25 protein-coding genes and 1 pseudogene are annotated in these 23242 nt (G+C 69.8%); 12 read left to right on the forward strand and 14 right to left on the reverse strand.

The window, feature by feature from the left end; all coding sequences use genetic code 11:
* On the reverse strand, window positions 1-181 hold a 181-nt coding region (locus ACOJUJ_RS14905; protein ID WP_420127718.1), incomplete at its 3' end, for a hypothetical protein.
* On the opposite strand from ACOJUJ_RS14905, the gene ACOJUJ_RS14910 reads away from it, so the two are divergent.
* The 4 genes and pseudogenes from ACOJUJ_RS14910 (at window position 153) to ACOJUJ_RS14925 (ending at window position 2553) form a co-directional block, all read left to right on the forward strand.
* A complete protein-coding gene (locus ACOJUJ_RS14910) occupies window positions 153-338 on the forward strand; it encodes a type II toxin-antitoxin system HicA family toxin (RefSeq protein ID WP_420127685.1) in 186 nt (61 codons plus the stop codon). The two genes, ACOJUJ_RS14905 and ACOJUJ_RS14910, sit on opposite strands and share 29 nt — an antisense overlap.
* A 2-nt stretch (window positions 339-340) precedes the next feature.
* Window positions 341-520 (forward strand): annotated as a pseudogene (locus ACOJUJ_RS14915) (type II toxin-antitoxin system HicB family antitoxin); the annotation flags it as partial.
* A gap of 81 nt (window positions 521-601) precedes the next feature.
* Window positions 602-814: a type II toxin-antitoxin system HicB family antitoxin gene (locus ACOJUJ_RS14920; RefSeq protein ID WP_420127717.1), complete on the forward strand. Its 213-nt coding sequence runs from the start codon at window positions 602-604 to the stop codon at window positions 812-814.
* Between the two features lie 95 nt (window positions 815-909).
* Window positions 910-2553, forward strand: coding sequence for a putative bifunctional diguanylate cyclase/phosphodiesterase (locus ACOJUJ_RS14925; protein WP_420127686.1), 1644 nt, complete (start codon window positions 910-912; stop codon window positions 2551-2553).
* 216 nt (window positions 2554-2769) lie between these two features.
* Here the strand turns inward: ACOJUJ_RS14925 and corA are convergent, their stop codons facing one another.
* Entirely contained in the window at window positions 2770-3885 is a 1116-nt protein-coding gene (gene corA, locus ACOJUJ_RS14930; protein ID WP_420127687.1) for a magnesium/cobalt transporter CorA, read from the reverse strand.
* 230 nt (window positions 3886-4115) lie between these two features.
* On the opposite strand from corA, the gene ACOJUJ_RS14935 reads away from it, so the two are divergent.
* The gene (locus tag ACOJUJ_RS14935) at window positions 4116-4319 is read left to right on the forward strand and encodes a pinensin family lanthipeptide (RefSeq protein WP_420127688.1); all 204 of its coding nucleotides are present in this window, start codon (window positions 4116-4118) and stop codon (window positions 4317-4319) included.
* Window positions 4320-4495: 176 nt separating this feature from the next.
* On the opposite strand, the gene ACOJUJ_RS14940 is transcribed toward ACOJUJ_RS14935, so the two are convergent.
* Both ACOJUJ_RS14940 and ACOJUJ_RS14945 read right to left on the reverse strand, forming a co-directional pair.
* Window positions 4496-4918, reverse strand: a complete 423-nt coding sequence (locus ACOJUJ_RS14940; RefSeq protein WP_420127689.1) for an SCP2 sterol-binding domain-containing protein — start codon at window positions 4916-4918, stop codon at window positions 4496-4498.
* Window positions 4919-5649: 731 nt separating this feature from the next.
* Entirely contained in the window at window positions 5650-6078 is a 429-nt protein-coding gene (locus tag ACOJUJ_RS14945) for a response regulator (protein ID WP_420127690.1), read from the reverse strand.
* A 223-nt stretch (window positions 6079-6301) separates the two neighbouring features.
* Between ACOJUJ_RS14945 and ACOJUJ_RS14950 the strand changes: the two genes are divergently transcribed.
* The 4 genes from ACOJUJ_RS14950 (at window position 6302) to ACOJUJ_RS14965 (ending at window position 11826) form a co-directional block, all read left to right on the forward strand.
* Window positions 6302-8002: an acyl-CoA dehydrogenase family protein gene (locus tag ACOJUJ_RS14950; RefSeq protein ID WP_420127691.1), complete on the forward strand. Its 1701-nt coding sequence runs from the start codon at window positions 6302-6304 to the stop codon at window positions 8000-8002.
* 79 nt (window positions 8003-8081) lie between these two features.
* Entirely contained in the window at window positions 8082-8696 is a 615-nt protein-coding gene (locus ACOJUJ_RS14955) for a hypothetical protein (RefSeq protein ID WP_420127692.1), read from the forward strand.
* Window positions 8697-8874: 178 nt separating this feature from the next.
* On the forward strand, window positions 8875-10485 hold the full coding sequence (locus tag ACOJUJ_RS14960) for an HD domain-containing phosphohydrolase (protein WP_420127693.1): 1611 nt from the start codon (window positions 8875-8877) through the stop codon (window positions 10483-10485).
* Between the two features lie 174 nt (window positions 10486-10659).
* Window positions 10660-11826, forward strand: coding sequence for a M20 metallopeptidase family protein (locus ACOJUJ_RS14965; protein WP_420127694.1), 1167 nt, complete (start codon window positions 10660-10662; stop codon window positions 11824-11826).
* A gap of 70 nt (window positions 11827-11896) precedes the next feature.
* On the opposite strand, the gene ACOJUJ_RS14970 is transcribed toward ACOJUJ_RS14965, so the two are convergent.
* The 4 genes from ACOJUJ_RS14970 to ACOJUJ_RS14985 all read right to left on the reverse strand — a co-directional run bounded on the left by ACOJUJ_RS14970 (window position 11897) and on the right by ACOJUJ_RS14985 (window position 14659).
* Window positions 11897-12901: a DUF6929 family protein gene (locus tag ACOJUJ_RS14970; protein ID WP_420127695.1), complete on the reverse strand. Its 1005-nt coding sequence runs from the start codon at window positions 12899-12901 to the stop codon at window positions 11897-11899.
* Window positions 12898-13821, reverse strand: coding sequence for a ChaN family lipoprotein (locus ACOJUJ_RS14975; RefSeq protein WP_420127696.1), 924 nt, complete (start codon window positions 13819-13821; stop codon window positions 12898-12900). Before ACOJUJ_RS14975 ends, ACOJUJ_RS14970 begins: the two co-directional genes overlap by 4 nt.
* Window positions 13818-14105 carry a hypothetical protein gene (locus tag ACOJUJ_RS14980; protein WP_420127697.1) on the reverse strand — a complete coding sequence of 96 codons (288 nt, stop codon included), beginning with the start codon at window positions 14103-14105 and terminating at the stop codon, window positions 13818-13820. Before ACOJUJ_RS14980 ends, ACOJUJ_RS14975 begins: the two co-directional genes overlap by 4 nt.
* A gap of 77 nt (window positions 14106-14182) precedes the next feature.
* On the reverse strand, window positions 14183-14659 hold the full coding sequence (locus ACOJUJ_RS14985; protein ID WP_420127698.1) for a type II toxin-antitoxin system VapC family toxin: 477 nt from the start codon (window positions 14657-14659) through the stop codon (window positions 14183-14185).
* Window positions 14660-14931: 272 nt separating this feature from the next.
* Here ACOJUJ_RS14985 and ACOJUJ_RS14990 point away from each other — a divergent pair, with 272 nt between their 5' ends.
* The 3 genes from ACOJUJ_RS14990 to ACOJUJ_RS15000 all read left to right on the forward strand — a co-directional run bounded on the left by ACOJUJ_RS14990 (window position 14932) and on the right by ACOJUJ_RS15000 (window position 16416).
* The gene (locus ACOJUJ_RS14990) at window positions 14932-15162 is read left to right on the forward strand and encodes a hypothetical protein (RefSeq protein ID WP_420127699.1); all 231 of its coding nucleotides are present in this window, start codon (window positions 14932-14934) and stop codon (window positions 15160-15162) included.
* A gap of 457 nt (window positions 15163-15619) precedes the next feature.
* Entirely contained in the window at window positions 15620-15778 is a 159-nt protein-coding gene (locus ACOJUJ_RS14995; RefSeq protein WP_420127700.1) for a hypothetical protein, read from the forward strand.
* On the forward strand, window positions 15775-16416 hold the full coding sequence (locus ACOJUJ_RS15000) for a hypothetical protein (protein ID WP_420127701.1): 642 nt from the start codon (window positions 15775-15777) through the stop codon (window positions 16414-16416). The genes ACOJUJ_RS14995 and ACOJUJ_RS15000 overlap by 4 nt, the downstream gene beginning before the upstream one ends.
* A 141-nt stretch (window positions 16417-16557) precedes the next feature.
* Here the strand turns inward: ACOJUJ_RS15000 and argH are convergent, their stop codons facing one another.
* The 6 genes from argH to argC form a co-directional block, all read right to left on the reverse strand.
* Window positions 16558-17985, reverse strand: a complete 1428-nt coding sequence (gene argH, locus ACOJUJ_RS15005) for an argininosuccinate lyase (protein WP_420127702.1) — start codon at window positions 17983-17985, stop codon at window positions 16558-16560.
* 2 nt (window positions 17986-17987) lie between these two features.
* Window positions 17988-19220 carry an argininosuccinate synthase gene (locus ACOJUJ_RS15010; protein WP_420127703.1) on the reverse strand — a complete coding sequence of 411 codons (1233 nt, stop codon included), beginning with the start codon at window positions 19218-19220 and terminating at the stop codon, window positions 17988-17990.
* A gap of 151 nt (window positions 19221-19371) precedes the next feature.
* Complete coding sequence (locus ACOJUJ_RS15015; protein ID WP_420127704.1) at window positions 19372-19929, reverse strand: N-acetyltransferase; 558 nt, start codon at window positions 19927-19929, stop codon at window positions 19372-19374.
* Window positions 19923-21125 (reverse strand): aspartate aminotransferase family protein, encoded by a 1203-nt coding sequence (locus tag ACOJUJ_RS15020; RefSeq protein ID WP_420127705.1) that lies wholly within the window; start codon window positions 21123-21125, stop codon window positions 19923-19925. Before ACOJUJ_RS15020 ends, ACOJUJ_RS15015 begins: the two co-directional genes overlap by 7 nt.
* Window positions 21115-21882, reverse strand: a complete 768-nt coding sequence (argB, locus tag ACOJUJ_RS15025; protein ID WP_420127706.1) for an acetylglutamate kinase — start codon at window positions 21880-21882, stop codon at window positions 21115-21117. Before argB ends, ACOJUJ_RS15020 begins: the two co-directional genes overlap by 11 nt.
* Window positions 21879-22871 (reverse strand): N-acetyl-gamma-glutamyl-phosphate reductase, encoded by a 993-nt coding sequence (gene argC, locus ACOJUJ_RS15030; RefSeq protein ID WP_420127707.1) that lies wholly within the window; start codon window positions 22869-22871, stop codon window positions 21879-21881. Before argC ends, argB begins: the two co-directional genes overlap by 4 nt.
* Window positions 22872-23242 lie beyond the last annotated feature (371 nt).

Genomic DNA, 23242 nt, shown 5'->3' on the forward strand with positions numbered 1-23242 from the left:
GCCTGAATGCTTTGACCGTGGTGGCGCGGAAACGGGGGGCTCCAAGACGGCGGGCGCGGGAGCGCCCCGCGCCGGCCGTCGCATCACCACGCCGCATCCGCACCCGAAACACCACATTTTGATGACGACAATCTGCCAAAGGGCTGGCGCAGATGAAAGTAAAGGAGGTAATCTCCATCATCACCGCTGACGGCTGGTATCTTGCTCGCACAAGGGGAAGTCACCGCCAGTTCAAGCATCCAACGAAGCGTGGTACGGTGACTGTACCGGGTAAACCGAGTTTCAATCTCGCGCCCAAGACGGTCATCAGCATCCTGAAGCAAGCTGGCCTGAGGTAGCTATGGAGTACGCTGTTGTCATCGAACCGACGTCGACTGGCTTTTCTGCCTACGTTCCTGACGTGGATGGCTGCGTTGCTGTCGGGGAGACGGAAGCCGAAGTGACGGCCCAGATGCGTGAAGCGCTGGAGTTTCACTTCGAAGCGATTCGCGCGGATGGCGAGCCGATTCCTCTGCCCGCCTCACGGCTCGAATACGAAGACGCTCTGGGCACTTCGGGGTCACCCTCGAACGGGGCTCACGAAAGGTGTGGATACATCATCGTGATCGAGCGAGGCCCCACGTCCTACGGTGCCTACGTTCCCGACCTTCCGGGCTGTGTTGCCGTTGCGAAAACGGAAGCCGAGGTCGGAAAGCTGATCCGGGAAGGAATCCACATTCACCTGGAGCAAATGCAGATCGACGGCGAGCCCATTCCTGCGCCAACGTCGCGCGTCGCCTATGTGGACATCACCGAGGCGGCTTGCGTAGCGTAACGTAGCTCGGCTCACGATCTTCTCCCAGCGCATCTGAACGCGCGGCCATTGTCCGCGCGTTTTTGCATCCCACGGTCCCACCGCTCCGCCCGAATATGCCGCAACGTTTCCGCGCGCTCTTCAATCACACGCAGGACGCGGTGTGGATGGCCGACGAGGCCGGGCGCATCGCGGAGGCGAACCCGGCGGCGCTCGCGCGCTTCGGGGTGGCGGCGGACGGGGAAGAACCGCGGCACCTGGCGGACCTGTTTGACGACCCGGCGGAGTGGGAGGCGATCCGCGCGGAGCTGGAGGCCGGGCAGGTGAGCCGCCGCGCCGTACGCCTGCGCGGTGTGGACGGCGAGGCTGTGTTGGCGGAGATCACCTGCGTGGCGATGCACGACACGCGCGGAGAGCAGCAGATCCAGGTCATCGTCCACGCCTTTGAGCAGAACGCCGGCGGTGCGACCGACGCGCTGTACGACCCCAACACCGGAATGCCCAACCGCGCGGCGTTTCTGCGCCACGTCACCCGTGCACTGGCGACCTTCGCCCAGCGCCCGGAGCGCCGCTTTGCCGTCATCCACCTGGACCTGAACCGCTTTCAGCGCGTCAACGAGACGCTGGGCCACCAGCGCGGCGACGAACTGCTGGCGCTCGTGGCGCAGCGCCTGGACGCCTGCGTGCGCCCCGGCGACGTGGTGGCGCCCGCCGCCGGCGACGACTTTCTGGTCCTGTTGAAAGGCGTGCGCGGCGAGGGCGAGGTGGTGCGGGTCGCGGAACGGATGGCGCGCGCGCTGAGCGGCGGCTACCGGCTGGACGGGCAGGAGGTGTTCTGCGGCGCCGACGTGGGCGTGGTGGTGGGCGGCGAGGGGCACGCGGACGCCGATCAGGTGCTGCGAGACGCGGAGGTAGCGATGGCGCGCGCCCGGCACACCGGCGTGGTGCAGCTGTTCTCCGCCGACATGCACGCGCATTCGATGGCGGCCATGCGCCTGCACGGCGACCTGCACCACGCGCTGAGCCGCGGCCAGCTGCGCGTGTTCTACCAGCCGATCGTGGGGTTGGACGATGGGCGCGTTCGCGGGTTCGAGGCGCTGGTTCGCTGGGTGCACCCGGAGCGCGGCCTGGTTTCCCCCGCCGACTTTATCCCGGTGGCGGAGGAGACGGGCCTCATCGTCCCCATCGGCGAGTGGGTGCTGGAGCAGGCGGCGCACCAGCTTGCCAGATGGCACGCACGTGATCCCATGGACCCGCCGCTGGCGATGGGGATCAACCTGTCCATGCGCCAGTTTGCGCGGCCGGGGCTGGTGGAGCACGTGCGGGGGGTGCTGGAGCGCAGCGGGGTGCAGCCAGCCGCGCTCAAGCTGGAGGTGACGGAGAGCATGGTGATGGGCGACGCGGACGAGGCCATCGCGCTGCTGCACGCGCTCAAGGCGCTGGGCGTGCAGCTGCAGGTGGACGACTTTGGCACCGGCTACAGCGCGCTTTCGTACCTGCACCGCATTCCGCTGGACGTGCTCAAGATCGACCGCTCGTTCATCGTCGCGATGGCCGGCGGGAGCAAGCACGTGGCCATCGTGCGCGCCATCATCGCCATGGCGGAGGCGCTGGGGCTGGAAACCACGGGCGAAGGCGTGGACGATCCCGCGCAGGCCGAGCAGCTGCGCCAGATGGGATGCACCTATGGCCAGGGCTACCTGTGGGGCCGGCCGATGGAGGCCGCGGAGGCGGAGCGGCTGCTGGGCGGGAAGGGGTGAACGGGTGAACGGGTGAACGGGTGAACGGGTGAACGGGTGAACGGGTGACGTTCGACGGTGACCTCGCCGGGATTCGCCCGCCGCCAACACCGGGGGCTGAAGCCCCGCGGCTCGACATGCCATAAGCCCCGTCTCCGCTCGCGTGCGCTCGCGGAACGGGGCTTCAACGGCTCGTAGGGGAAAGGGGCGGCGCGAATCGTCTGCCACCGCCTCCCCTCATCCATCATCCCCGCTCAGCCACCCCTTCCGCGCAAACCAGCCCAGCAGCAGCAGGGCCGTCACGCCCATCAGCGTAAGGACGAACGGCCAATCCCACCACCAGGCGCGGCGGGGGTGCTCCACGTCCATCCCGTACACGCCGGTGATAAAGCCCAGGGGGATGAAGATGGCCGCGAACACGGTGAGCACCTTCATGATCTCGTTCATGCGGTTGCTCACGTTGCTCAGGTACAGGTCCGTGAGCGACGAGCCCAGGTCGCGGTACGTCTCCACCAGGTCCATCACCTGAAAGCAGTGGTCGGCCGTGTCGCGAAAATACACCAGCGACTGCTCGGTGATGAGCGGGCCCGGCTCGCGCACGATGTAGTTGAGCGCGTCGCGCATGGGCCACACGGCGCGCCGCAGCGACATCAGCTCGCGCTTGATGTTGTGCAGCCGCGTCATGGCGTCGCGGCTGGGACGGTTGACGATCTCGTCCTCCAGCGCGTCCAGCCGGTCGGCGTACGCCTCGGCCACGGGAAAGTAGTGGTCGACGATGGTGTCGATGACGGAGTACGCCAGGTAGTCCGGCCCGCTCTGCCGCACGCGCCCCCGGCTGGCGCGGATGCGCTGGCGCAGCGAATCCAGCACGTCGCCCGGCCGCTCCTGGAAGGTGATGACGAAGTCCCGGCCCACGAACACGCCCACCTGCTCCAGGTCCAGCTCCGGCGCCAGCCGCGCCATGCGCACCAGCACGAACATCGTGTCGTCGCCGTACGCCTCTACCTTGGCCCGCTGCCGCACGTCGCCCAGGTCCTCCAGCGCCAGCCGGTGCAGCCCGAAGATGTCGCCGATGGCGGCCAGGGTGGGCGCGTGAGCCACGCCGTTCACGTTCAGCCACACCACCGGCCACTTGCCGCGCATGGTACGCAGCAGCTGCAGGTCGTCCACGGACGATTCGGTGATCTCGTGCGGACCGAACGCCATGACCGTCATGGCGGGCGGCGCGGCGCCGGGCTCCGACACCAGCACGCCGGGCTCGGCGCCGGGCACGGGGTGCGGGCGCCGCTGGATCGGCTCCAGCGGCTCGGCGGCCTGCAGAAAGGGCAGGCGGAACAGGTCCCTGCGGTTCACGTTCAGACGTCAGCCTTCCGTTGCGATCTCGTCCCCGGCTTGCTCGCACGATCCGGCACCTCAGGCCGCCGTGAGATCCGAGGGGTACCGTGGCACTGGTAATGCTACAATCTTGTCCGCATCTATTCCTCCTCCACGGCTTCCTGCACGCGTCGAGCGCGAAGATCGTGATGGCGGGCGGGCGGGGCAGGCAGGCTCCATCCATCGAATCCACATCCTGCAGAGGCGCCATGAAGAAGCTGAAGCTGAACCTGGAGCAGCTGGCCGTCGACTCCTTCGGCACGTCGGCCACGGTCGAAGCGCGCGGTACCGTGCTTGGAAAGTGGCGCACCGAATACACCTTCTGCACGTGTCCAGGCCTCCCCAGCTGCGACGGCTACTTTACCTGTGATGGAGGGGGCACCTGCGAGTCGTGTCCTTGCGGCCGCGAGTAAACCCCGGCCGGATCGCGCGATGATACGGGGTGCGGGCTGCCCCGGTTTCCGGCGGCCGGTGCGAGTGCCGGCACCACCCCCTGGTCAGAAAGTCGGCCGTGCGCGCGGACCTTTCGGTGGTTCCGCCCCGCGCATGCACGGTCGGCGGAGCCGCGGAAGGCCCGTGCAGCGGCCGATCACGCCGTCGTCGTAGGGAACGTGCCGCCCACGTCGCCGGCGGCGGCCACCATCTCGCGCGCGGCGGGGGCGTACTTGGCCAGCGTGAACAGGTTGCCCCGCGACAGCTTGAGCTTTCCCGCCATCACCGCGGCGACGGGGTCCACCTCGCCAGCCAGCAGGCGCTTCCAGTGGGCGGCATCGGCGCGGAAAACGTACGCGGCGGTTTCCAGGTCCTCCTCCGTCGCCACGCGGGTGCCGCGGCACTGGCCGTGGTGAATGTCCAGCCACACCGCGCGGCCGCTGTCGATGCCGTGCTCCACATCCGCCGACATCAGCAGCACCGCGGCGCCTTCCCACCCGGCCGCGGCAAGGCGGTAGCTCTCCCGCTGGTTCAGCCGGTCGCAGCAGGCCGTGCACCACTCCTCCGTGAACACCTCCATCCGCCCCTCTCTGATCCCGATTTTCCGTTTGCGTGGATGTTTGACGATGCAGGGTACAGCGTCCGGCGGGGTGGCGAAAGGAGCCGGCGGATGAGAATCGACCGAAAAGCATCGAACTGCGCTGGCCAGGTGCCCGTCCCCTTCCCGCTCGCTCGCGGAGAGGGGAGCTGGTATCCGAGGAATCCTGGCTCGTCGACGGGCCTCGCGCTGGCGCCCACGGCGCCCCCCTCCGGGCTCGTAAACCTCGCCCACCTCCCCCAAAAACCCCTGGGGGAGGTTGAACATCCAGCGCTGGGAGTGGTGGCCGCTGAGTGGTGCTCGCCCGGAGGGGCCTGCGCCGGACCGTCCGAAGCGTCGGCACCCTGTCTCATACCATTTTCTCGCAGTTCGTTGTGCAATCAGAGGAACAACGGAAAAACATCACGCGGAGGCGCGGAGGTGTTTTTGGCGTTCCCTCCGCGCCTCTTCTGTTTTCTCCGCGCCTCCGCGTGAAAATCGTTCCCCCACTGCACATCGAAATCCGGGAGATGGTCTCACAACCAACCTCCCCCGGCAGTTTCGGGGAGGTGGGCAGGTGGTGCCGGCCCGGAGGGGGCGCCGGGGGGGTGCGCAAACGATCAGCCCCCGCACCGAAAGATCGGTGGGAGGGCTGTTGGTTCATCTACCAGAATGGGCGATGGCGACGTCAACCCCGCGAGTTCCATCGCTCCAGCCGATCGCCCGGACGGCGCCTAGTCCGCGATGACGGCGGGGGGCTCGGCCGCCTGCGCGGCGGCGGCGGAGGCGGCGACGCGGGCCAGGAGCTTCTCCACCTCTTCCACCACGCGGCGCGGCTCGATGGGCTTGGCCAGGTAGCTCTCGCACCCGGCCTCCACCGCGCGCTGGCGGTCCTCGGCCATGGCGTGCGCGGTCAGCGCGATCACCGGGATGTGCGCGGTGACCGGGTCGGCCTTCAGGCGGCGGGTGGCCTCCCACCCGTCGATCCCCGGCATGGCGACGTCCATCAGGATCACGGCCGGGTGCAGCTCGCGCGCAAGGCGAATCCCCTCCTCGCCCGTGCCGGCCTCGGCGACCTCGTGGCCGCAGTGACGCAGGATGGTGGTGTAGATGGTACGATTGTCTTCATTGTCCTCCACGAGGAGGACCGAAACTGAGGTCATGGTCTGTCCGGTCAGGCTGGCGTGGCGTGCGGAATGGATGGCATGCAAGAACCGGGCAGTCCGGCGGTACCAGGGACCGTCCCTTGTACCTCGCTGAGCCTCAAGTGTTTCCCTTGCCGGTCGATCAAACGTTTGTCGACACTTGCTTTACGCGTGGATTGCCCTGCGGGGCCCGGCGCCCGTATCGTTCGTCATCCGCGTTCCCCACGTCCCGATCCTGACGATGAGCTTTATCCAGGCGCCCCCCGTGCTGGGCAACCAGTTCGACGCCGACGGGGCCTTTCGGTCACTGATCGCGCGGCTGCTTCCGGCGCCGGTGCTGCGCGAGGTCGAGCCGTCGCTGCGCGAGATGGGCCGCCTGTCCGCGGAACTGTACCCCGTCCAGCTGGCGGACCGGCTGAGCGAGCCCGTGCTGACGCAGTGGGACCCGTGGGGCAACCGCGTGGACCGCATCCAGCTCACGCCGCTGTGGCAGGCGGCGGAGCGGATCGCCGCGCAGCACGGGGTGGTCGCCACGGCGTACGAGCGCGCGCACGGCCGCTTCTCCCGCATCCACCAGTTCGCGCTGGCGTACCTGTTCACGCCATCCACCGACATCTACGCCTGCCCGCTGGCGATGACGGACGGCGCCGCTCGGGTGCTGCTGGATTCCGGCAACCGCGACCTGATCGGCCGCGCCGTCCCGCACCTTGTCAGCCGCGACCCGGCCGCGTTCTGGACCAGCGGGCAGTGGATGACGGAAACGGCCGGCGGCTCCGACGTGGGCGGCAGCGAGACGGAGGCGCGGCCGGACCCGGACGGCGGATGGCGGCTGCACGGTCGCAAGTGGTTCACCTCCGCCGCCACGTCGCAGATGGCGCTGACACTCGCCCGCCCGGCCGGCAACCCGCCCGGCGGCCGCGGACTGGCGCTGTTCTACGTGGAGACGCGGGACGATGCGGGGATGTTGAGGGGGATCCGCATCGACCGCCTGAAGGACAAGCTGGGGACGCGCAAGCTGCCGACGGCGGAACTCACGCTGGATGGGACGCCCGCCGTCCCCGTGCTGGGCCTGGGCGACGGCGTACGTACCATCGCGCCGATGCTGAACGTTACGCGGACGTGGAACGCGGTGAGCGCCGTCGCGCTGATGCGGCGCGGGCTGGCGCTGGCGGACGACTACGCCCGGCGGCGGTCCGCGTTCGGCGCCACGCTGGCGGAGCAGCCGCTGCACGCCGACACGCTGGCCGGCCTGCGCGCGGAATGGATGGGCGCGCTGCACCTGACGTTTCGCGTGGCGGAGCTGTTGGGCGCGCAGGAGGCGGGGGAGATCGACGACGCCGGCCGCGCGCTGCTGCGCGTGCTGACGCCGCTGGCCAAGCTGACCACCGCGCGCCAGGCCGTGGCCGTGGCCAGCGAGGTGGTGGAGGCGTTTGGCGGCGCGGGGTACGTGGAAGACACGGGGATTCCCACCCTCCTCCGCGACGCGCAGGTGCTGTCCATCTGGGAGGGGACGACCAACGTGCTGTCGCTCGACACCCTGCGCGCGCTGGAGTCCGCCGGCGGCTTGGGCCCGGTGCGCGCGGAGGTGGAGCGGTGCGCGGCGGGGGTGGAGGATCCCGCGCTGGTGCCGGTGATCCGCGCGGCGGCGGGCGCCATCGAGCGGGCGGAGGCGTGGCTGGAGCGGGCGATGCAGGGCGGCCGCGCGGAGGTGGAGGCCGGGGCGCGGCGGTTCGCGCTGACGCTGGGGCGCGCGCTGGAGGTGGCGCTGCTCGCCCGGCACGCGCAGTGGGAGGCGGAGCGGGGGGAGCAGGATGCGGCGCACTCCGTCCGAAGGCTGGCCATGAACGGGGTGGACCTGCTGCAGCGGCCGCTCGCGGACGGGATGGAAGCTCCGGAGCGGTCGTTCGGACCGCTTGCCGGAGGGGCGCCTGCTACACTATGATGAACCAGATTCGGCGCGCTTATTGCTCACTTCGCGTCCCGAGAAATCCGCTGTTCAAAAAATGCCTGGAGCCGGAACCATGCTGAAGCACCTTCGCGCCGCCGTCCTGCTGGCGGTCGCCACCCTGGCCGCGTGCGGCCCCGACAGCACGCAGCCGTCGGGACTCATCACCACGGGCGGACCGTCGCTGGACCTGTCCGATCCCCCGATGGTGGTCGACGTGCTGCAGCGTTCCGAGCCGCTGCTGCACAATTTTGCGGCAGTCGCCGTGATCGGCCGCGGGGGCGGGGTCATCCGCATCCCCGAGGCGGGCTTCACCATGACGTTCCCTCCCAACGCCGTCCGGCTACCCACGCCCATCACGGTGGTCGCGGTGCCGGGGACGGCGGTGGCGTACCTGTTTCAGCCGCACGGGCTGGCGTTTCACAAGGCGCCGACCATCACGCAGGACCTGCGCGGCACGGCGGCGTTCGCCGACCCGGCGGTGCTGCGCGAGCTGGAGGGCGTGTACTTTCCCGAAACCGGGCTTCTGGACGGGCTGACCGCCATCGTGCGCGAGTCGCGGCCCACGGCGGTGGACGTAACCGGCTCCCGGTTGCGGTTCGACGTGCAGCACTTCTCCGGCTATACCGTATCCGCCCGCCGCAGCGGGTACATCAACGCTTCCGGCAACGTGGTGCCTTTCGAGCGCTGACGCGAACGAACGCGCCGAAAACCATCGTTACGGAGGGGCCGGGTCCGGCACGGACCCGGCCCCTTCGCGCTTCAGAAACAACAACGTTGCATGGGCGGACCGCGGAGCTTACATACGGGGCGCGGGTACGATGCTCCTGCTTGACAATATCCTGCCGACTGCATCCGAGTTTTCCTCGATGACCCCCCCGCTGCCCGACACCCCCGCCGGGATCGCCGTGGTCATCGCGCACGCCCAGGCGGCGGAGCGCGAGGGACGCCGCGACGACGCGGTTGCGCTGTACGAAGAGGCGCTGCACGGGCTGCGTGGCGCGCAGAACGCACCGCTCGCGTGCTCGCTGCTGCGGTGGGTGGCGCGCTGCCGGCTGGAGTCCATGGATCTGGACGCCGCACACGACGCGGCTACCGTGGCGATCGCGGTGGCGGAGGCGGCGGGGGACGCGCTGTCGATGGCGCATTCGATGAACGTGATGGGCAACGTGCTGCGCACCCGCGGCAGCCTGGACGAGGCACACACCCTGTACCTGCAGGCACGGGATGTGGCCAGCCGTGCGGGCGAGGCTACGCTGACGGCCATGATCGACCAGAACCTGGGCGTATTGAGCAACATCCGCGGCGACTACAAAGGTGCGCTCAAGCGCTACCGCGCCAGTCTGGCCGCGTATCGTGCGCTCGGTGAGAACCACTACGCCGCGGGCGCCCTCAGCAACCTGGGAATGCTGTACACGGACCAGCGGCGGTGGCGCGCGGCCGAGCGGGCGTACGCGGAGGCGCTGGACATCTGCACGCGGCTGGACGACGCGGGAACGCGGCTGCGGGTGGAGAACAACCGTGTGGAGCTGCTGACGGCCCAGGAGCGCTGGGCCGAGGCGGGCACCGCCTGCCGCGCGGCGCTGGCGCTGGCCCTGGAGATGGGCGACCCGTTTGGCCAGGCGGAGTCGCACAAGCACCTGGGCGTGATCGCCCGCGAAACCGGCGACTGGGCGGCGGCCGACGAGCACCTGGCCACCGCCGCGCGCATCGCCGAGGAGCGCGGCGAGCTGCTGCTGCGCGCCGAGACGGCGCGCGAGCTGGCGGCGCTGCACTGGCTGCGGCAGCGCAACCGCGAGACGCTGCAGCAGCTGAACCTGGCGCACCGGCTGTTCACCCGGCTGGAGGCGCGCCGCGACCTGTCCGACGTTTCCGCGCGGCTGCACGACCTGGAAACGATGTTCCTGTCCATCGTCACCATGTGGGGGCAGTCCATCGAATCCGCCGACCACTACACGCAGGGCCACTGTGAGCGGGTGGCCGACCGGGCGTGCGCGCTGGCGTCGGCGGTGGGGTTCGATGACGGAACACTGCTCTGGTTCCGCATGGGCGCGCTGCTGCACGACGTGGGCAAGATCGTCGTCCCGCCCGCCATCCTGAACAAGCCGGGTCCGCTCACCCCCGAAGAGCGCGCCGTGATGGAGCGCCACCCCGACGCCGGCGTGGAGCTGATCAACGACCTGGAGTTTCCCTGGGACGTACGGCCCATGGTGCGCCATCACCACGAGGCGTGGGACGGCAGCGGCTACCCCGCGCGCCTGTCCGGCGAGGACATCCCGCTCTCCGCCCGCATCCTCTGCGTCGCCGACGTGTACGACGCACTCGCCACCGACCGACCGTACCGCAAGGCGTTTCCGCACGAGCACACGCTGCGGATCATGCAGGCCGACGCGGGGCACATCTTTGATCCCACCCTCTTCTCCGTCTTTCGCGAGGTGGTCGGCGGCGGCATCGTCACCGCGGCCGCGTCGCCCGTCTGAAACGGGAGCACGATCTCACGCGGAGGCGCGGAGATGAACAAGAGAGCCGCGGAGGAGATCGCAGTTCCTCCGCGGCTCCTTGTTTTCTCCGCGGCCCCGCGTCAAATGCCGTTTCGATCCGCCCCCCGGCGTCCTATCTTTCGCTCCTACACACGACTTCCGGATGCGAAATCGATGACGATTGCCGAAGAAACCGAACTGCTGGTCGCCACCCGCCGCGACCTGCACCGCCACCCCGAGCTGGGCTTTCACGAGCACCGCACCGCCGGCATCGCCGCCGAGCGGCTGCGCGCGGCGGGCTATACGGTGCAGACGGGGGTGGCGGTTACGGGCGTGGTGGGCACACTGCGCGGTGGCGCGGGCGATGGCCCCACGCTGCTGCTGCGCGCGGACATGGACGCGCTCCCCATCGACGAGGAGTGCACGCACGACTTTGTTTCCGGCACCGCGGGGGTGATGCACGCCTGCGGGCACGATGCGCACGTGGCGGTCGGCCTGGCCGTGGCGGAGCGGCTGGCGCGGTCGCGCGACGGGTGGCGCGGCACGGTAAAGTACATGTTTCAGCCGGCGGAAGAGGGGCTGGGCGGGGCGATGGGGATGATCGAGGCCGGCGTGCTGGAGGGTGTGGACGCCGCGCTGGGGCTGCACGTGTGGCTGGGGCTTCCCAGCGGCATCGTCGGCGTGGTCCAGGGGCCGCAGATGGCGGGGGCGATCGAGTGGTCCGTGGAGGTGAAGGGGCGCGGCGGCCACGGCGCGCTGCCGCACGAAACCATCGACGCGTTGTACGTGGCCACGCAGATCGTCGGTGCGCTGCAGAGCATCGTTTCGCGCACGGCGCCGCCGCTGGAGCCGGCCGTAGTCACCGTGGGCAGCTTTCACGCGGGGCAGGCGCACAACGTGATCGCCGAGACGGCGAAGCTCACGGGGACCGTGCGCGCATTTGACCCGGCGCTGCTGGAGGCACTCCCGCGGCATGTGGAGCGGGTGATCGCCGGCGTGTGCGCCGCCCTGGGGGCCACGTACGACTATCGCTTTCGATGGGAGGGCCCGCCCACGGTAAACGATCCGCGCATCGCACAGGTGGTGGCGCGCGAGGCGGAGCGCATCGTGGGCGCCGACCGCGTGCGGACGGACCCGGACGTGCGGACGATGGCGGCGGAAGACTTTGGCGACGTCCTGAAGCGGGTTCCCGGCTGCTACTTCTTCGTCGGCGGGCGCAGCGAGGAGCTGGGGATGACGCACCCGCACCACTCGCCCCGCTTCGACCTGTGCGAAGACTGCATGCCCGTCGCGGTGGACGTGCTGGAAGCCGCCGCCCTGGCCGTCCTGAACGGCGACTGACGACGCCGCACCGCGAGAGAAAGGGCCTCATAATCACACGGATTCCGTGTGAGGATGAGGCCCCTTCTTTTTACGCCGGCCAGTCGCCCGCCAGCTCCACCTCGCACAGCTCCGACGGACGGTGCGGATCGTCGCGGTCCACGACGACGTACAGTGTGCCGGGCCGCGAGCCCCGCGCGATGCCCTCCACCTTGCCGTCAAAGCGTCCGCCCGCGGCGTCCTGCAAATCCGCGAACCGCGCCGCGCCGTCCGCGCCGATGATCCCGACCGCCGAGCCCGCCACCGGCCCGTCATCCACCGCGTTGGGCGATGCCTCCGCCGTCGCCGTGTAGATGAGCGAGTCGCCGAACGCCGCCGCGTCGGTAAACGTAAGCATGGAACCGTCGATCTCCCCCAGCGCGTACTGCACCACGTTCCGCGGGCCCGGTGCGGGATGGACGCTCGAGCCGTCCAGGTAGGCACGCAGCGCGGCCCAGTCTACCTGGCAGATGGCGTCTACCGGCAGGCGTCCGTCTACCGCCGCGCCGTTGCCGCGGTTCAGCAGCAGGATGTGTCCGTCACGCCAGACCGCGCCCTCCACGTTCAGCTCGCTCCCCGCGAATTCCAGCGTCTCGCGGAGCCGCGCATAGAAGGTGAGCGCCTCGCGGATCTCGACAAGCGGCTCGGGGCCGGCGGCGCCGGTCACCCGCAGCACCCGTTCGCGCAGCGCGGCGGAGCCGGAGCCGAACGCCAGGAGCGATGGGCCGCCGCACTCATCCGGCACCGCCACACACGCCTCCAGGTCCAGCTTGAAGCGTTTGTTGCCGCGCTCGTCGTCAAACTGCCGCAGCCCGCCTTCTCCCGCGGGGAGGGTCACGGCGCGGCAGAGACCGGTCGCCGGGTCCACCAGCGCGACGAAGTTGGCGTCGTCCTGCATCACCGCCAGCACGCCGCCGATCCACGCCAGCCCGGACCCCGCCCGCACGTGCGCCGGCCGGTCCAGCGCGGCGTCGGCGCCATCCGCGTACACCAGCGGCACCGTTCGTACGATGCGGGCGAGCAGCGACGGATCGCGGTGGGCGACGATCCGGCTCACGGCTGCGGCGCCGCGGCCACGGGCGGCGCGGGGACGAACACCACGTAGTCGGCGCGCTCCGCGAACTCGGCGGGATCGGCCGCGGTGGGATCGGGCACGGGGACGATGGAGACGACGGCGATGCGCGCGTCCGGCAGCCGGCGGGCCAGGCGCTCCACCGTTCCCAGACGGCGGTCGGAGTGAAAGGCGCCGGTGTAGTGGACGACCATCCACCCGCGCCACACGTCGCGCGCCCGGACGATGGACTCCGCCATCGTCTCGTCCTTGATGCACTGCGCCTGGTAGAAGCGCACCAGCGTGGCACGCGCCGCGGCGGTGTCCGCTCCCGCGCCGTGCCCCCCCATCCCGTCCATCGCCTCGCCAAAGCGCCGGAAGTAGTCGCCCTCGGGCGCGCAGCGGGGCTCGGCGGCGAACAGGCGGCGGTGCGAGAACGGAAGCGTGTCGAGCGCCACCATCCCCCCGCGCGCCACGGCGGACGCCAGCGGACGCGGGACGTTGGCGGCGACGACGGGCCAGCGGCGGGCGCGGGCGTGCTCCACCAGCGGGCGATAGTCGGACGCGTAGTTGGGCCACGGCCGGGAGCGCGCCAGGAAGTCCGCCTCCGTCGCCCGCCCCACGCCGTACTCGTCCAGCAGCGGCTGCACGTCGCGCTCGAACATCTCCAGCGACACCATCACCCGCCCGCGCCGCCGCCCCACCGCGTCCAGCAGCATTGCCTCGGCGCGGTGCGTCGCCGGATCGTCGTGCTGCTCGCCGACCACCACCACGTCGTGCCGCGCGAGCGAATCCGCCATCGCGCCCCACTCCACCCACCGCCCGGCCCGCGAATCCCACGCGCGCGGCTCGCCCGCCGCCTGCGCGAACGCGGGCGCGGCGGCGAGCGAGAAGGCAAGAAGCAGCAGGCGATCGGCGACTCTCACGCTGCGGGCCTTTCCTGCTTTTCGGCCTCTCGCGAACAGGCTTCCTGCTCCGCCGCCTTACTGTCCTGTGTGGACGCACCGGCGTCGTGGTCGAATTTCCGGTCGCCTGCCTGGTTGTACCACTTCAGCAACTTCCACGGGTCATCCCCGTGCTCTGCCTGGACGCGCCGACGCATCTCATCAATCTCGTCGAGCAGAGGATCGGGCGGCCACTCGCCGGTCCGTGCGTGTTGCTCACGCGCGCGGTCGATGAAGCCGCCGACCGACGTGAGCGTTTGCTCCATCTCATCGCTCAAAGGGGGGCGAGGGAACTCCGGTACGCGCTCCAGTGCCGAGTCCGGCGACCGCCCATTACTGCTCATCATCCACCCTCCAGCAGTTGCTTCGGCGTCAGAATGCGCGGAAGGAAGAGTCCCATTCCCGCGTTCAGCTTCTTGATCCTATCCAATTTGTTAGGATTTGCTAGATGATGGTAGTTCCACGTGACCAGAACATCGCACCGCTGGTGTGAGGCGATCGCCAGGTGCAAGGCATCGGCGAGCGGATTCCCCGGCATCACCTTCTGACGCATGTAGGCGAGCGCAGTCGCCAACTCTGCCGGCCCGGAGCGCAGCCTGCGCAGGTTTTTCACCAGCTCGAGGCGCAACAGGGCCTGCTCTGGACGTCCATCCGAGAGTTCCTGGAGGACGACGTCGCTGACCACCAGTTCGAATGAACGGGCGGCGACGTCCCACCAGATGCGAGTAGTGGCACGCCGTTCGATCATGTCGGGATCAGCGCGGTCTGTGTGAAACGCGCTCGGGATCGTCGTGTCGAGATAGATGCGTGGCTTTGGCATGCGCGCGAAGCTATCAGCGCGCCAACCGGCTTCGGAAGACCGCGGGCGAACACCGCCAACAGCCGCACGGACGTGTTCGGCAACTGGCCCAATGTGGCGGAGAATCGATGAAAGTGAACGAGAGGCGATCTGGATCGACCATCCAGTCTTTCGCCCACACGCAGCCCCGTGCGGGCGTACGGCGTTAATTTCATTATTGTGGCGTATATCGTGCGTATATCACGTCAGCCGCGGCAAGGGGCCCCGGCAAGGACCGCATCCACGGAGGACGTATGCAGAGTTCGATGATGTTGCGGCGGGGGCTGCTCGGGCTGATGGTCGCCGGGTCGCTGGGCTTCGGGGCCACGCAGGCGCTGGCCACCCCGTCGCAGGCGTCCACCGCCGCGGCCACCTGCCCGAGCAAGGGATACGACTACTACTACGCCTCGTGTGCGTACGCGTGTCCGGGTCGCCAGGGCTACTGCAGCGCAGGCGGAATCTGCCGCTGCGGCCTGATTCCCTGAGGCGCGACTGAAGGGTGGCACGCAGGACGCATTTTGGGCTCCGGGGAGCGCATCCCCCGGAGCCCGATTCGTCCATCAGAGGTTCCGGACACGCATCTTCGCAGTGCCCTTTCCCGTATCAGCGCCCCCGCCCTGGCGAACGTGTGCCGTTTTCATCCGGCGTTGACAAGAACAAACCCACTTTGAACGCGCGTTGGCCAACCTGGGATGATGGAGCACGGTCGCATGGAGGCCAACTCTCGCGAAAGTGCATCAAACCAAAGGTCTTACCGGGTGCGGATGGCAGCGGAAACAGGTGCACGCGGCTGTCTCAATCCGGACGCAAGCCACACCTGTCCCGCCAGCGCGTAAACCCCTGTTTCACCGTCACTTCCGGGCCCTTGCGCGATGACCCGGCTCGTGATGATGTTGATGTCTGGATGATGATCTGCGACGCCGGAAAGAAATGGAGGGAGCGGTGACGATGGCCAGGGAGAAGCCGGATTATGTGCAGCTGCGGAACCCGCGTAGCGGTCTGTACGTGAAGGTTGACCGCACCCGGGGCGTGATCGTCTCGTACAAGAAGTCCGAGGGTCCATACAAGAACGTGCCGATCGCTCCGATCAAGAAGCTATGATCTACTACCGTCCCACGGACGGCGGCCCGCATGGAACGCTGCTTCCTTTCCGGCCGCGCACCTGTTTTCTGATGACGCAGATGAGCCGGCCAATCCCTCCGGTGCTTACGGAGATTCGGTCCGCCCTCAAGCAGGTGCTGAAAGAACAATCCTACACACTCGTCGACGCCGACAGTTCGATCACCGGGAGGGACTTTCTCCTTAAGATCTGGGAATACATCATCTCGGTTCCCCTGGGCGTAGCGATCATCCATGAGGAAATGCGGACCGAGACGATCGCGAACATCTTTTATGAAGTCGGCATGATGCAGTCCTACGGAAAGGAGACACTGGTCATCAAGACGCCCGGAGCCACCATGCCTTCGGACTTCGTGCGGACCGAGCACATCCAGTACGGCAGCGACTTCAAACCTCGTATGCGCCGCTTTCTCAGGTCTCTTCACGATCGCGCATCCTACTACAGCACCATGGCCGAGCACGTGGAGCGAAATCCACTGCTCTCCATAGACTTTCTTCGACGCGCGTACCTGCTGAATCCGGATACGCGGCTGCGCGACCGCGCACGAGAGTTCTTCAACGGCGCCGGTCTCGAAGATCGGGCCAAGAACAGCGTGGAGACAATGCTCGTAAACTTCTGACGCACGGGTGTGTTCAGAGAACGCGGAAAGGGGCTGGCGGACGATAGGTATCATCCGCCAGCCCCTTTCCCGTATCGGCGGCCCCCGGCGCCAGTGTCGCAACGGGCGTGAGCCGTGCCGGCCCTCGCGCCCGCCGATGGATCAAAGCAGCGGGGCGTTGAGCTCCGCGATCTGGGCCTGGACGGAGGCCGGCGAGGTGCCGCCGGCGGCGGCGCGGGCCTCGATGGAGGCACGGGCGTCGAACATGGCCTCCAGGTCCGCGTCGGCGAACTCCGCACTCACCTGCACGAACAGCTCGCGCGGCAGGGCGCTCAGCGGGCACCCCATCCCCTCCGCGGCGCGCACCAGCTTGCCCACCGCGCCGTGCGCCTCGCGAAAGGGCACGCCGCGGCGCTCCAGAAAGTCCGCCACGTCGGTGGCCAGCATGGCGCTGTCCACGGCGGCGGCGCAGCGGCCGGCATCGATCTCCATCGACCGAACCGTGCCCGCGACGGCCGGAAGCACGTCGCCCAGCGCGTCGAAGGCGGCAAACAGGGCGGACTTGTCTTCCTGCAGGTCCTTGTTGTAGCCGCTGGGCAGCCCCTTGAGCAGCGCCAGAAAGCCCGCGAGCTCGCCGATCAGCCGCCCCGCCTTGCCGCGCGCCAGCTCCATGGCGTCCGGATTCCGCTTCTGCGGCATGAGCGACGAGCCGGTGCTGAACCGGTCCGACAGCCGTACGAAGCCGAACTCGCTGGTGGCGAAGAGGATTAGGTCCTCCGCCAGCCGCGACAGGTGCACGCCCGCCATCGACATCACAAAGAGCAGCTCCGCCACCCAGTCGCGGTCGGCCACGGCGTCCACCGAGTTGCCGCTGATGGCGCGGAAGCCCAGCGACTCCTTGAGCAGCACGCGGTCCACCGGGAACGGGCAGCCGGCGATGGCGCCCGAGCCCAGCGGCAGGACGCTGACCCGGTGCAGCGCGTCCGTCAGCCGCGCGCGGTCGCGCTCCAGGGGATACGCGTGCGAAAGCAGCCAGTGCGCGGCCGAAACCGGCTGCGCGCGCTGCAGGTGCGTGTACGCCGGCATCACCGTGTCGCCGTGGGCCTGCGCCTGCTCCACCAGCGCGGCCTGCAGGTCGCGCAGGCCGGCCTCCAGCCCCTTGGCCGCCTCCAGCGCCCAGAGGCGAAAGTCGGTGGCCACCTGGTCGTTGCGCGAGCGGCCCGTGTGCAGCTTGCCCGCCACGGGGCCCGCCTCTTCGCCCAGCAGGCGCTCGACGAGGGTGTGAACGTCCTCGTCCTCGGCCGCGGCCCAGTCGGCGTCGGTCCACGCGTCCAGGCGCTGCTCCACCGCGTCCAGCCCGCTGCGCAGGTCGGCGGCCTCGGTGGGGTCGATGACGCCCGCGGCGCCCAGGGCGGCGGCCCAGGCGCGGCTGCCGGCCACGTCCTGGCGCCACAGCCGCCGGTCAACCGGGAGCGAGCGGTTAAGCCGGTCCATCTCCGGGGCCGGCCCGCTGGCGAAGCGCCCGCCCCACATGCGGGCGCCGGGCACGGCCGGCGGCGTCTGCGCCGGCAGGGTCGGAGTGCAGGGCATGGTCAGTCTGCCGCGTGAAGGGTGGGCGCCAGCGCGGCCTCCTGCTCCTTGAGCGCGGCCACGCGGCTGGGAAGCCCGAACAGGCGGATGAAGCCCGCCGCGTCGGACTGCTGGTACACGTCGTCCTCCCCGAACGTCACGAACCGCTCGTCGTACAGCGACTGCGCGCTCCAGCGGCCGGCCACGGTCACGTTGCCACGGTGCAGCTTGAGGCGAATTTCGCCCGACACCTTCTTCTGCGTCACGTCCACCAGGGCGTCCATGGCCATCCGCTCGGTGGTCCACCAGCGGCCCTCGTACACGAGATCCGCGTAGCGCGGGGCGATGGCGTCCTTGAGCGCCAGCGTGCGCCGGTCCAGCACCAGCTGCTCCAGCTCCGAGTGCGCGGCGTAGAGAAGCGTTCCGCCCGGCGTCTCGTAGATGCCGCGCGACTTCATCCCCACCAGCCGGTCTTCCACCAGGTCGATGCGGCCCACGCCGTGCCGCCCGCCGATCCCGTTCAGCCGCTCGATGAGCTGCACCGGCCCCAGCGCCTCGCCGTCGACGGCGACGGGGTAGCCCTCCTCGAACGCGATGGTGACGTACGCGGGCACCGGCGGCGCGTCCTCGGCCGAGCGCGTCATCATGAACAGGTCCTCGGTGGGCTCGTAGGCCGGGTCCTCCAGCGGGCCGCCCTCGTGGCTCACGTGCCACAGGTTGCGGTCGCGCGAGTAGATCTTCGCCTTCGTCGCCGTCACGGGAACGTCGTGCTCGGCGGCGTAGGCCAGGGCGTCCTCGCGGCTGCGGATGTCCCACTCGCGCCAGGGGGCGATGACGGGAAGCTCCGGCGCCAGCGCGGCGTAGGTGAGCTCGAAGCGCACCTGGTCGTTGCCCTTGCCGGTGCAGCCGTGCGCCAGGTGCGTGGCGCCCACCTTGCGGGCGATGTCCACCTGCGCCCTGGCGATGATGGGCCGCGCCATGGACGTGCCCAGCAGGTACTTGCGGCCGTAGATGGCGCCCGCGCGCAGCGTGGGGAACACGAAGCCGGTGACAAAGTCGTCGCGCAGGTCTTCGACGTAGCAGGCGCTGGCGCCGGAAGCCCTGGCCTTGTCCTCCAGTCCGCTGAGCTCCTCGCCCTGGCCCACGTCGGCGGCCACGCAGATCACGTCGGCGCCGTAGTTCTCCTTGAGCCAGGGAACGATGATGGACGTATCCAGTCCGCCCGAGTAGGCAAGGACGACGCGAGGCTTCTGCATCTTGGTGCTCCGATGGCCGGTGGTTTATCAGGCTGCGTCGCGCTCTACGGGCGACGTGATTTTCGGTACGAAGGTACGGGGTACGAAGGTACGTTTTCCGGATGCGAGGGTCGGTTTCGTACCCTCGTACCTTTGCACCCTCGTACCGTCTTCACTCCCAGTGCGAGACTCCGGACATCCCGTGCACTTCCTTGACGACGGCGATCTCGTCGCACGCCGTGAGCTTGGGGCAGTTGCGGCAGTCGCTCCACACCTTGGCCGGGAACATTTCCTTGGGCACGGTGCGAAAGCCCAGGCGGTGAAAGAACCCGTCGCGCAGCGTCAGGGCGAACACGGTGGTAATGCCCAGCGTCTCGGCGTCCTCCACCAGCCGCTCCACGATGCGGCCGCCCAGGCCAAGGCCCTGCGTTTCCGGCGCCACGGCCAGGGAGATGACCTCCGCCAGCGTGGGGGAAAAGATGCGCAGGCCGCCGCATCCCACCACGCGGCCGTGCTCGTCCGCGGCCACCACGAACTCCCGGAACAGGCGCACCAGCTGCTCGCGCGTCTTGGGCAGCATCAGGTTCTGCGCGGCGAAGCGATTGATCATCGGCTCCACCTGCAGCATGTCGGCAATGCTGGCCGGGCGCACGTAGATGGGCGCCGACGGGTCAAAGGGCGGCAGGTTGATGATGTCACCCGCCACCGGGGGCGCAATCTGCACTAGCATCCGATCGCCTCCTCCAGCAGGGCCACGCCGCGGCGCAGCTCGTCGTCCCCGATGGTCAGCGGCGGCAGCAGACGAACCACGTCCGCGCCCGCGCTGCAGAGCAGCAGTCCCGACTCCAGCGCGCGGGACACGATCCCCGCGGCGCCGTCCACCTCGATCCCCCACAGCATCCCCCCGCCGCGCACGGCGCGGATCCCGGGGTTGCGCAGGGCCAGCGCGCCCAGCAGGTCGGCCAGCAGCGTCCCCTTGCGCCGCACCTCGGGCAGGATCGACTCGATCTTGCGGCAGGTGGCCAGCGCGGCCGACGCCACCAGCGGCCCGCCCCCGAACGTCGATCCGTGGTCGCCCGGCTGCATCACCGACGCGACGGCTTCCGTCACCAGCACCGCGCCCATGGGCAGCCCGCCGGCGAGGGGCTTGGCCAGGGTCATGATGTCGGGCGTGATGCCGCTGGTCTCGTGCGCCCACAGCCAGCCGGTGCGACCCAGGCCGGTCTGCACCTCGTCCAGGATGAGCAGGGCGCCGTGCTTGTCGCACAGGGCGCGGACGGCCTGCAGGAACTCGGCGGGGACGGGGCGCACGCCCCCTTCGGCCTGCACGGGCTCAAGGAGGACGGCGGCCACGTTGCCCCACGACAGCCGCGCCTCCAGCGCCTGCACGTCGCCCACCTCGGCGAAGCGGACGCCCGGCATGAGCGGGGCGAACGGCTCCTGGTACGCGGGACGGTCGGTCGCCGCCAGCGCGCCCATGGTCCGGCCGTGGAAGCCGCCGCGAAAGGCGACGATCTCGCGCTTCTCGGCCCCGGCCCACTTGCGGGCGAACTTGATGGCGCCCTCGGTGGCCTCAGCGCCGCTGTTGCAGAAGAACACGCGGTCGGCGAACGAGCGGGCCGTAAGCCACGCCGCCAGCTCCGCCGCCGGGGCGGTGCGGAACAGGTTCGACGTGTGGACCACGCCGGCGTCCAGCGCGCCGCGGATGGCGGCGGCCACGTCCGGATCCCCGTAGCCCAGCGCGTTGACGGCGATGCCGCTGGTAAAGTCCAGGTAGCGGCGGCCGTCGTCCGCGATCAGCTCAGACCCTTCGCCGCCGACGAACACGGGCGCGGCGGGCTTGTAGACGCCGAGCAGCGAGGCGGCCGGATCGGCCGGCGTCTGGGCCGGGATCGTCGTGTCGATGGACTTCGCTTCAGCCAGCATGGGCCGTCTCCTCAAGGTTCCCGATGCGCGTTCCCGCGCGTTCGTCCGTCAGCATCCCCACGTCCCCGATCCGCACCCGCCCCACGCCCTCGCCGCGCGCCCGGAGCGCCGCGCGCAGCTTGGGGCGCATGCCGCCCGCCGCCTCGCCGCTCTCCATCAGCGCGTCCACCGCTACCCCGTCCAGCGCATACGCCCACGCCCCGCCCGCCTTGACCCCCGGCACGTCGCTCACGAACAGCAGCTCCGCGGCACCCAGCGCGGCGGCGATCCCCGCGGCGGCATCGTCGGCGTTGACGTTCAGCCCGCCGCCGTCCGGGCCGCGGGTCAGCGGGCTGATGACCGGCGTCAGTCCCGCGGCCAGCCAGCCGCGCAGCAGCTCCGTGCGCACCCGCGTCACCTCGCCCGTGCGGCCGATGGCGCCGCCGCGCGAGATCTCGCCCGTCAGCAGGCCGCCATCCTCGCCGCTGACGCCGAGGGCATCGACGCCAGCGTCCAGCAGGGCGGCGGCCCAGCGCTTGTTCACGGCGCCGCTCAGGACCATCCGCACCACCTCCAGCACGCGCGGCGTGGTGACGCGCAGCCCGTCGCTCCACTCCGGCTCGATTCCCAGGGCGCGCTGCAGGTCGCTGACTTCCTTGCCGCCGCCATGGACCAGGATGGTCGGCGTGGTGGAGGCGGCCAGCCCCTGCGCCACCTCCCGGATCCAGCCCATGTCCTCCGCGCGGTTGCCGCCCACCTTGACGATGCGAGCCGTCACGCCAGCCCCTCCGCCTCGTCCCAGCCCATCATCAGGTTCAGGTTCTGCACGGCTTGGCCGGCGGCGCCCTTGAGCAGGTTGTCGATCACGGAGACAATCGTCAGCATCGGCGCGGAGACGTTCTGCACCGGGACGACCCCGATGGCCACGCGGTTGGAGCCGACCACGTCCGCCAGCGCCGGCATCCGCCCCGTCAGCACCCGCACGAAGGGCTCGGATGAATAATCATCCAGCCACATCCGCACCGGCTCGTCCACCGGCTCCGCGAGCGGGACGTAGATGGTCTCCAGGATGCCGCGCTTCACGGGAAGCAGGTGCGGCGTAAAGACCAGCTCCGGCGCGGCGCCGCCGGACAGTCCGGCGGCCTGCGCCTTCATCTCGCTCAGGTGGCGGTGCACGTTGCCCACGGCGTACGCACTGAACCCCTCGGCCACCTCGGCGAACATCAGCTCCCGCTTGGGCGTGCGCCCCGTGCCCGTGACGCCGGACGCCGCGTTGACGATCACCGGCCCGCTGACCAGCCCGCGCCGCAGCAGGGGCGCCAGGGCCAGCAGTGCGGCGGTGGGATAGCAGCCGGGGTTCGCCACCAGCTCCGACCCGGCGATCCGCGCCCGGTGCAGTTCCGGAAGGCCGTAGACGGCGCCCCGCGCCCAGTCCGGCGTGGCCTCGTTCGGCACGCGCAGGTCGGCGGAAAGGTCGATGGCCCGCGCGCCGGCCTGCCGCGCCCGCTCCATCCACAGCGCGCTGTCGCCGTGGGGCAGGCAGCTGACCACCACGTCCACCGCGCCGAGGGGCGCGTCCTCCGCCTTGACCAGCGCCGGCCCGTCCACACCGGGGATCACGTCGCCCAGCGGCTTGCCGGCGTCAGACTGGGAGGTGGCCCAGGCGATGCGCGCCCGCGGATGCCGCGCCGCGAGCCGTGCCAGCTCGCGCCCCGTGTATCCGCCCGCCCCCAGGATTCCGATCCGCGCCGAAGCATAATTATTCATCACGACGGAAAGGTATACAATTTCCCGTCCGCAGTCAAGCATTCGTTCGCGGAAGTGCTTTGGGGGAGTGGGGTTGGACGCGGTTGTGGAGCACGGCGGCGAGCACCGCAACGGGCGGTGGTGCGCGGCGACGGGCCCTCTCCCCCGCCAGGCCTTTCGCTCGTTCCTCGCGACGGCTGGCGACCCCTCCCCCAACTTCGGGGGAGGGGTGGTGTGGGGGCCGAGGGCGGCGCGTTGTGGGAGCTTTCGTTCACATAATGGCTTCCCTCCGCGCGCCGAAGTCTCGGTGCGCGTCACCTCTCCCCCGAAGTTGGGGGAGAGGCCGGGAGAGGGGGCCGCCGGCGGGCGCAGTTGGGTGTCAGCCGGAATGC

Origin of the sequence: Longimicrobium sp. (assembly GCF_048594345.1) — a bacterium.
In the GTDB taxonomy this organism is placed as follows: Bacteria; Gemmatimonadota; Gemmatimonadetes; order Longimicrobiales; family Longimicrobiaceae; genus Longimicrobium.

Excerpts from the sequence above, each read along its gene's own strand:
- ACOJUJ_RS14910 (WP_420127685.1), top strand. The coding sequence starts at position 153 with ATGAAAGTAAAGGAGGTAATCTCCATCATCACCGCTGACGGCTGGTAT.
- ACOJUJ_RS14925 (WP_420127686.1), top strand. The coding sequence starts at position 910 with ATGCCGCAACGTTTCCGCGCGCTCTTCAATCACACGCAGGACGCGGTG.
- ACOJUJ_RS14935 (WP_420127688.1), top strand. The coding sequence starts at position 4,116 with ATGAAGAAGCTGAAGCTGAACCTGGAGCAGCTGGCCGTCGACTCCTTC.
- ACOJUJ_RS14940 (WP_420127689.1), bottom strand. The coding sequence starts at position 4,918 with ATGGAGGTGTTCACGGAGGAGTGGTGCACGGCCTGCTGCGACCGGCTG.
- ACOJUJ_RS14945 (WP_420127690.1), bottom strand. The coding sequence starts at position 6,078 with ATGACCTCAGTTTCGGTCCTCCTCGTGGAGGACAATGAAGACAATCGT.
- ACOJUJ_RS14950 (WP_420127691.1), top strand. The coding sequence starts at position 6,302 with ATGAGCTTTATCCAGGCGCCCCCCGTGCTGGGCAACCAGTTCGACGCC.
- ACOJUJ_RS14955 (WP_420127692.1), top strand. The coding sequence starts at position 8,082 with ATGCTGAAGCACCTTCGCGCCGCCGTCCTGCTGGCGGTCGCCACCCTG.
- ACOJUJ_RS14960 (WP_420127693.1), top strand. The coding sequence starts at position 8,875 with ATGACCCCCCCGCTGCCCGACACCCCCGCCGGGATCGCCGTGGTCATC.
- ACOJUJ_RS14965 (WP_420127694.1), top strand. The coding sequence starts at position 10,660 with ATGACGATTGCCGAAGAAACCGAACTGCTGGTCGCCACCCGCCGCGAC.
- ACOJUJ_RS14980 (WP_420127697.1), bottom strand. The coding sequence starts at position 14,105 with ATGGAGCAAACGCTCACGTCGGTCGGCGGCTTCATCGACCGCGCGCGT.
- ACOJUJ_RS14985 (WP_420127698.1), bottom strand. The coding sequence starts at position 14,659 with ATGCCAAAGCCACGCATCTATCTCGACACGACGATCCCGAGCGCGTTT.
- ACOJUJ_RS14990 (WP_420127699.1), top strand. The coding sequence starts at position 14,932 with ATGCAGAGTTCGATGATGTTGCGGCGGGGGCTGCTCGGGCTGATGGTC.
- ACOJUJ_RS15000 (WP_420127701.1), top strand. The coding sequence starts at position 15,775 with ATGATCTACTACCGTCCCACGGACGGCGGCCCGCATGGAACGCTGCTT.
- argH (WP_420127702.1), bottom strand. The coding sequence starts at position 17,985 with ATGCCCTGCACTCCGACCCTGCCGGCGCAGACGCCGCCGGCCGTGCCC.
- ACOJUJ_RS15010 (WP_420127703.1), bottom strand. The coding sequence starts at position 19,220 with ATGCAGAAGCCTCGCGTCGTCCTTGCCTACTCGGGCGGACTGGATACG.
- ACOJUJ_RS15015 (WP_420127704.1), bottom strand. The coding sequence starts at position 19,929 with ATGCTAGTGCAGATTGCGCCCCCGGTGGCGGGTGACATCATCAACCTG.
- ACOJUJ_RS15020 (WP_420127705.1), bottom strand. The coding sequence starts at position 21,125 with ATGCTGGCTGAAGCGAAGTCCATCGACACGACGATCCCGGCCCAGACG.
- argC (WP_420127707.1), bottom strand. The coding sequence starts at position 22,871 with ATGAATAATTATGCTTCGGCGCGGATCGGAATCCTGGGGGCGGGCGGA.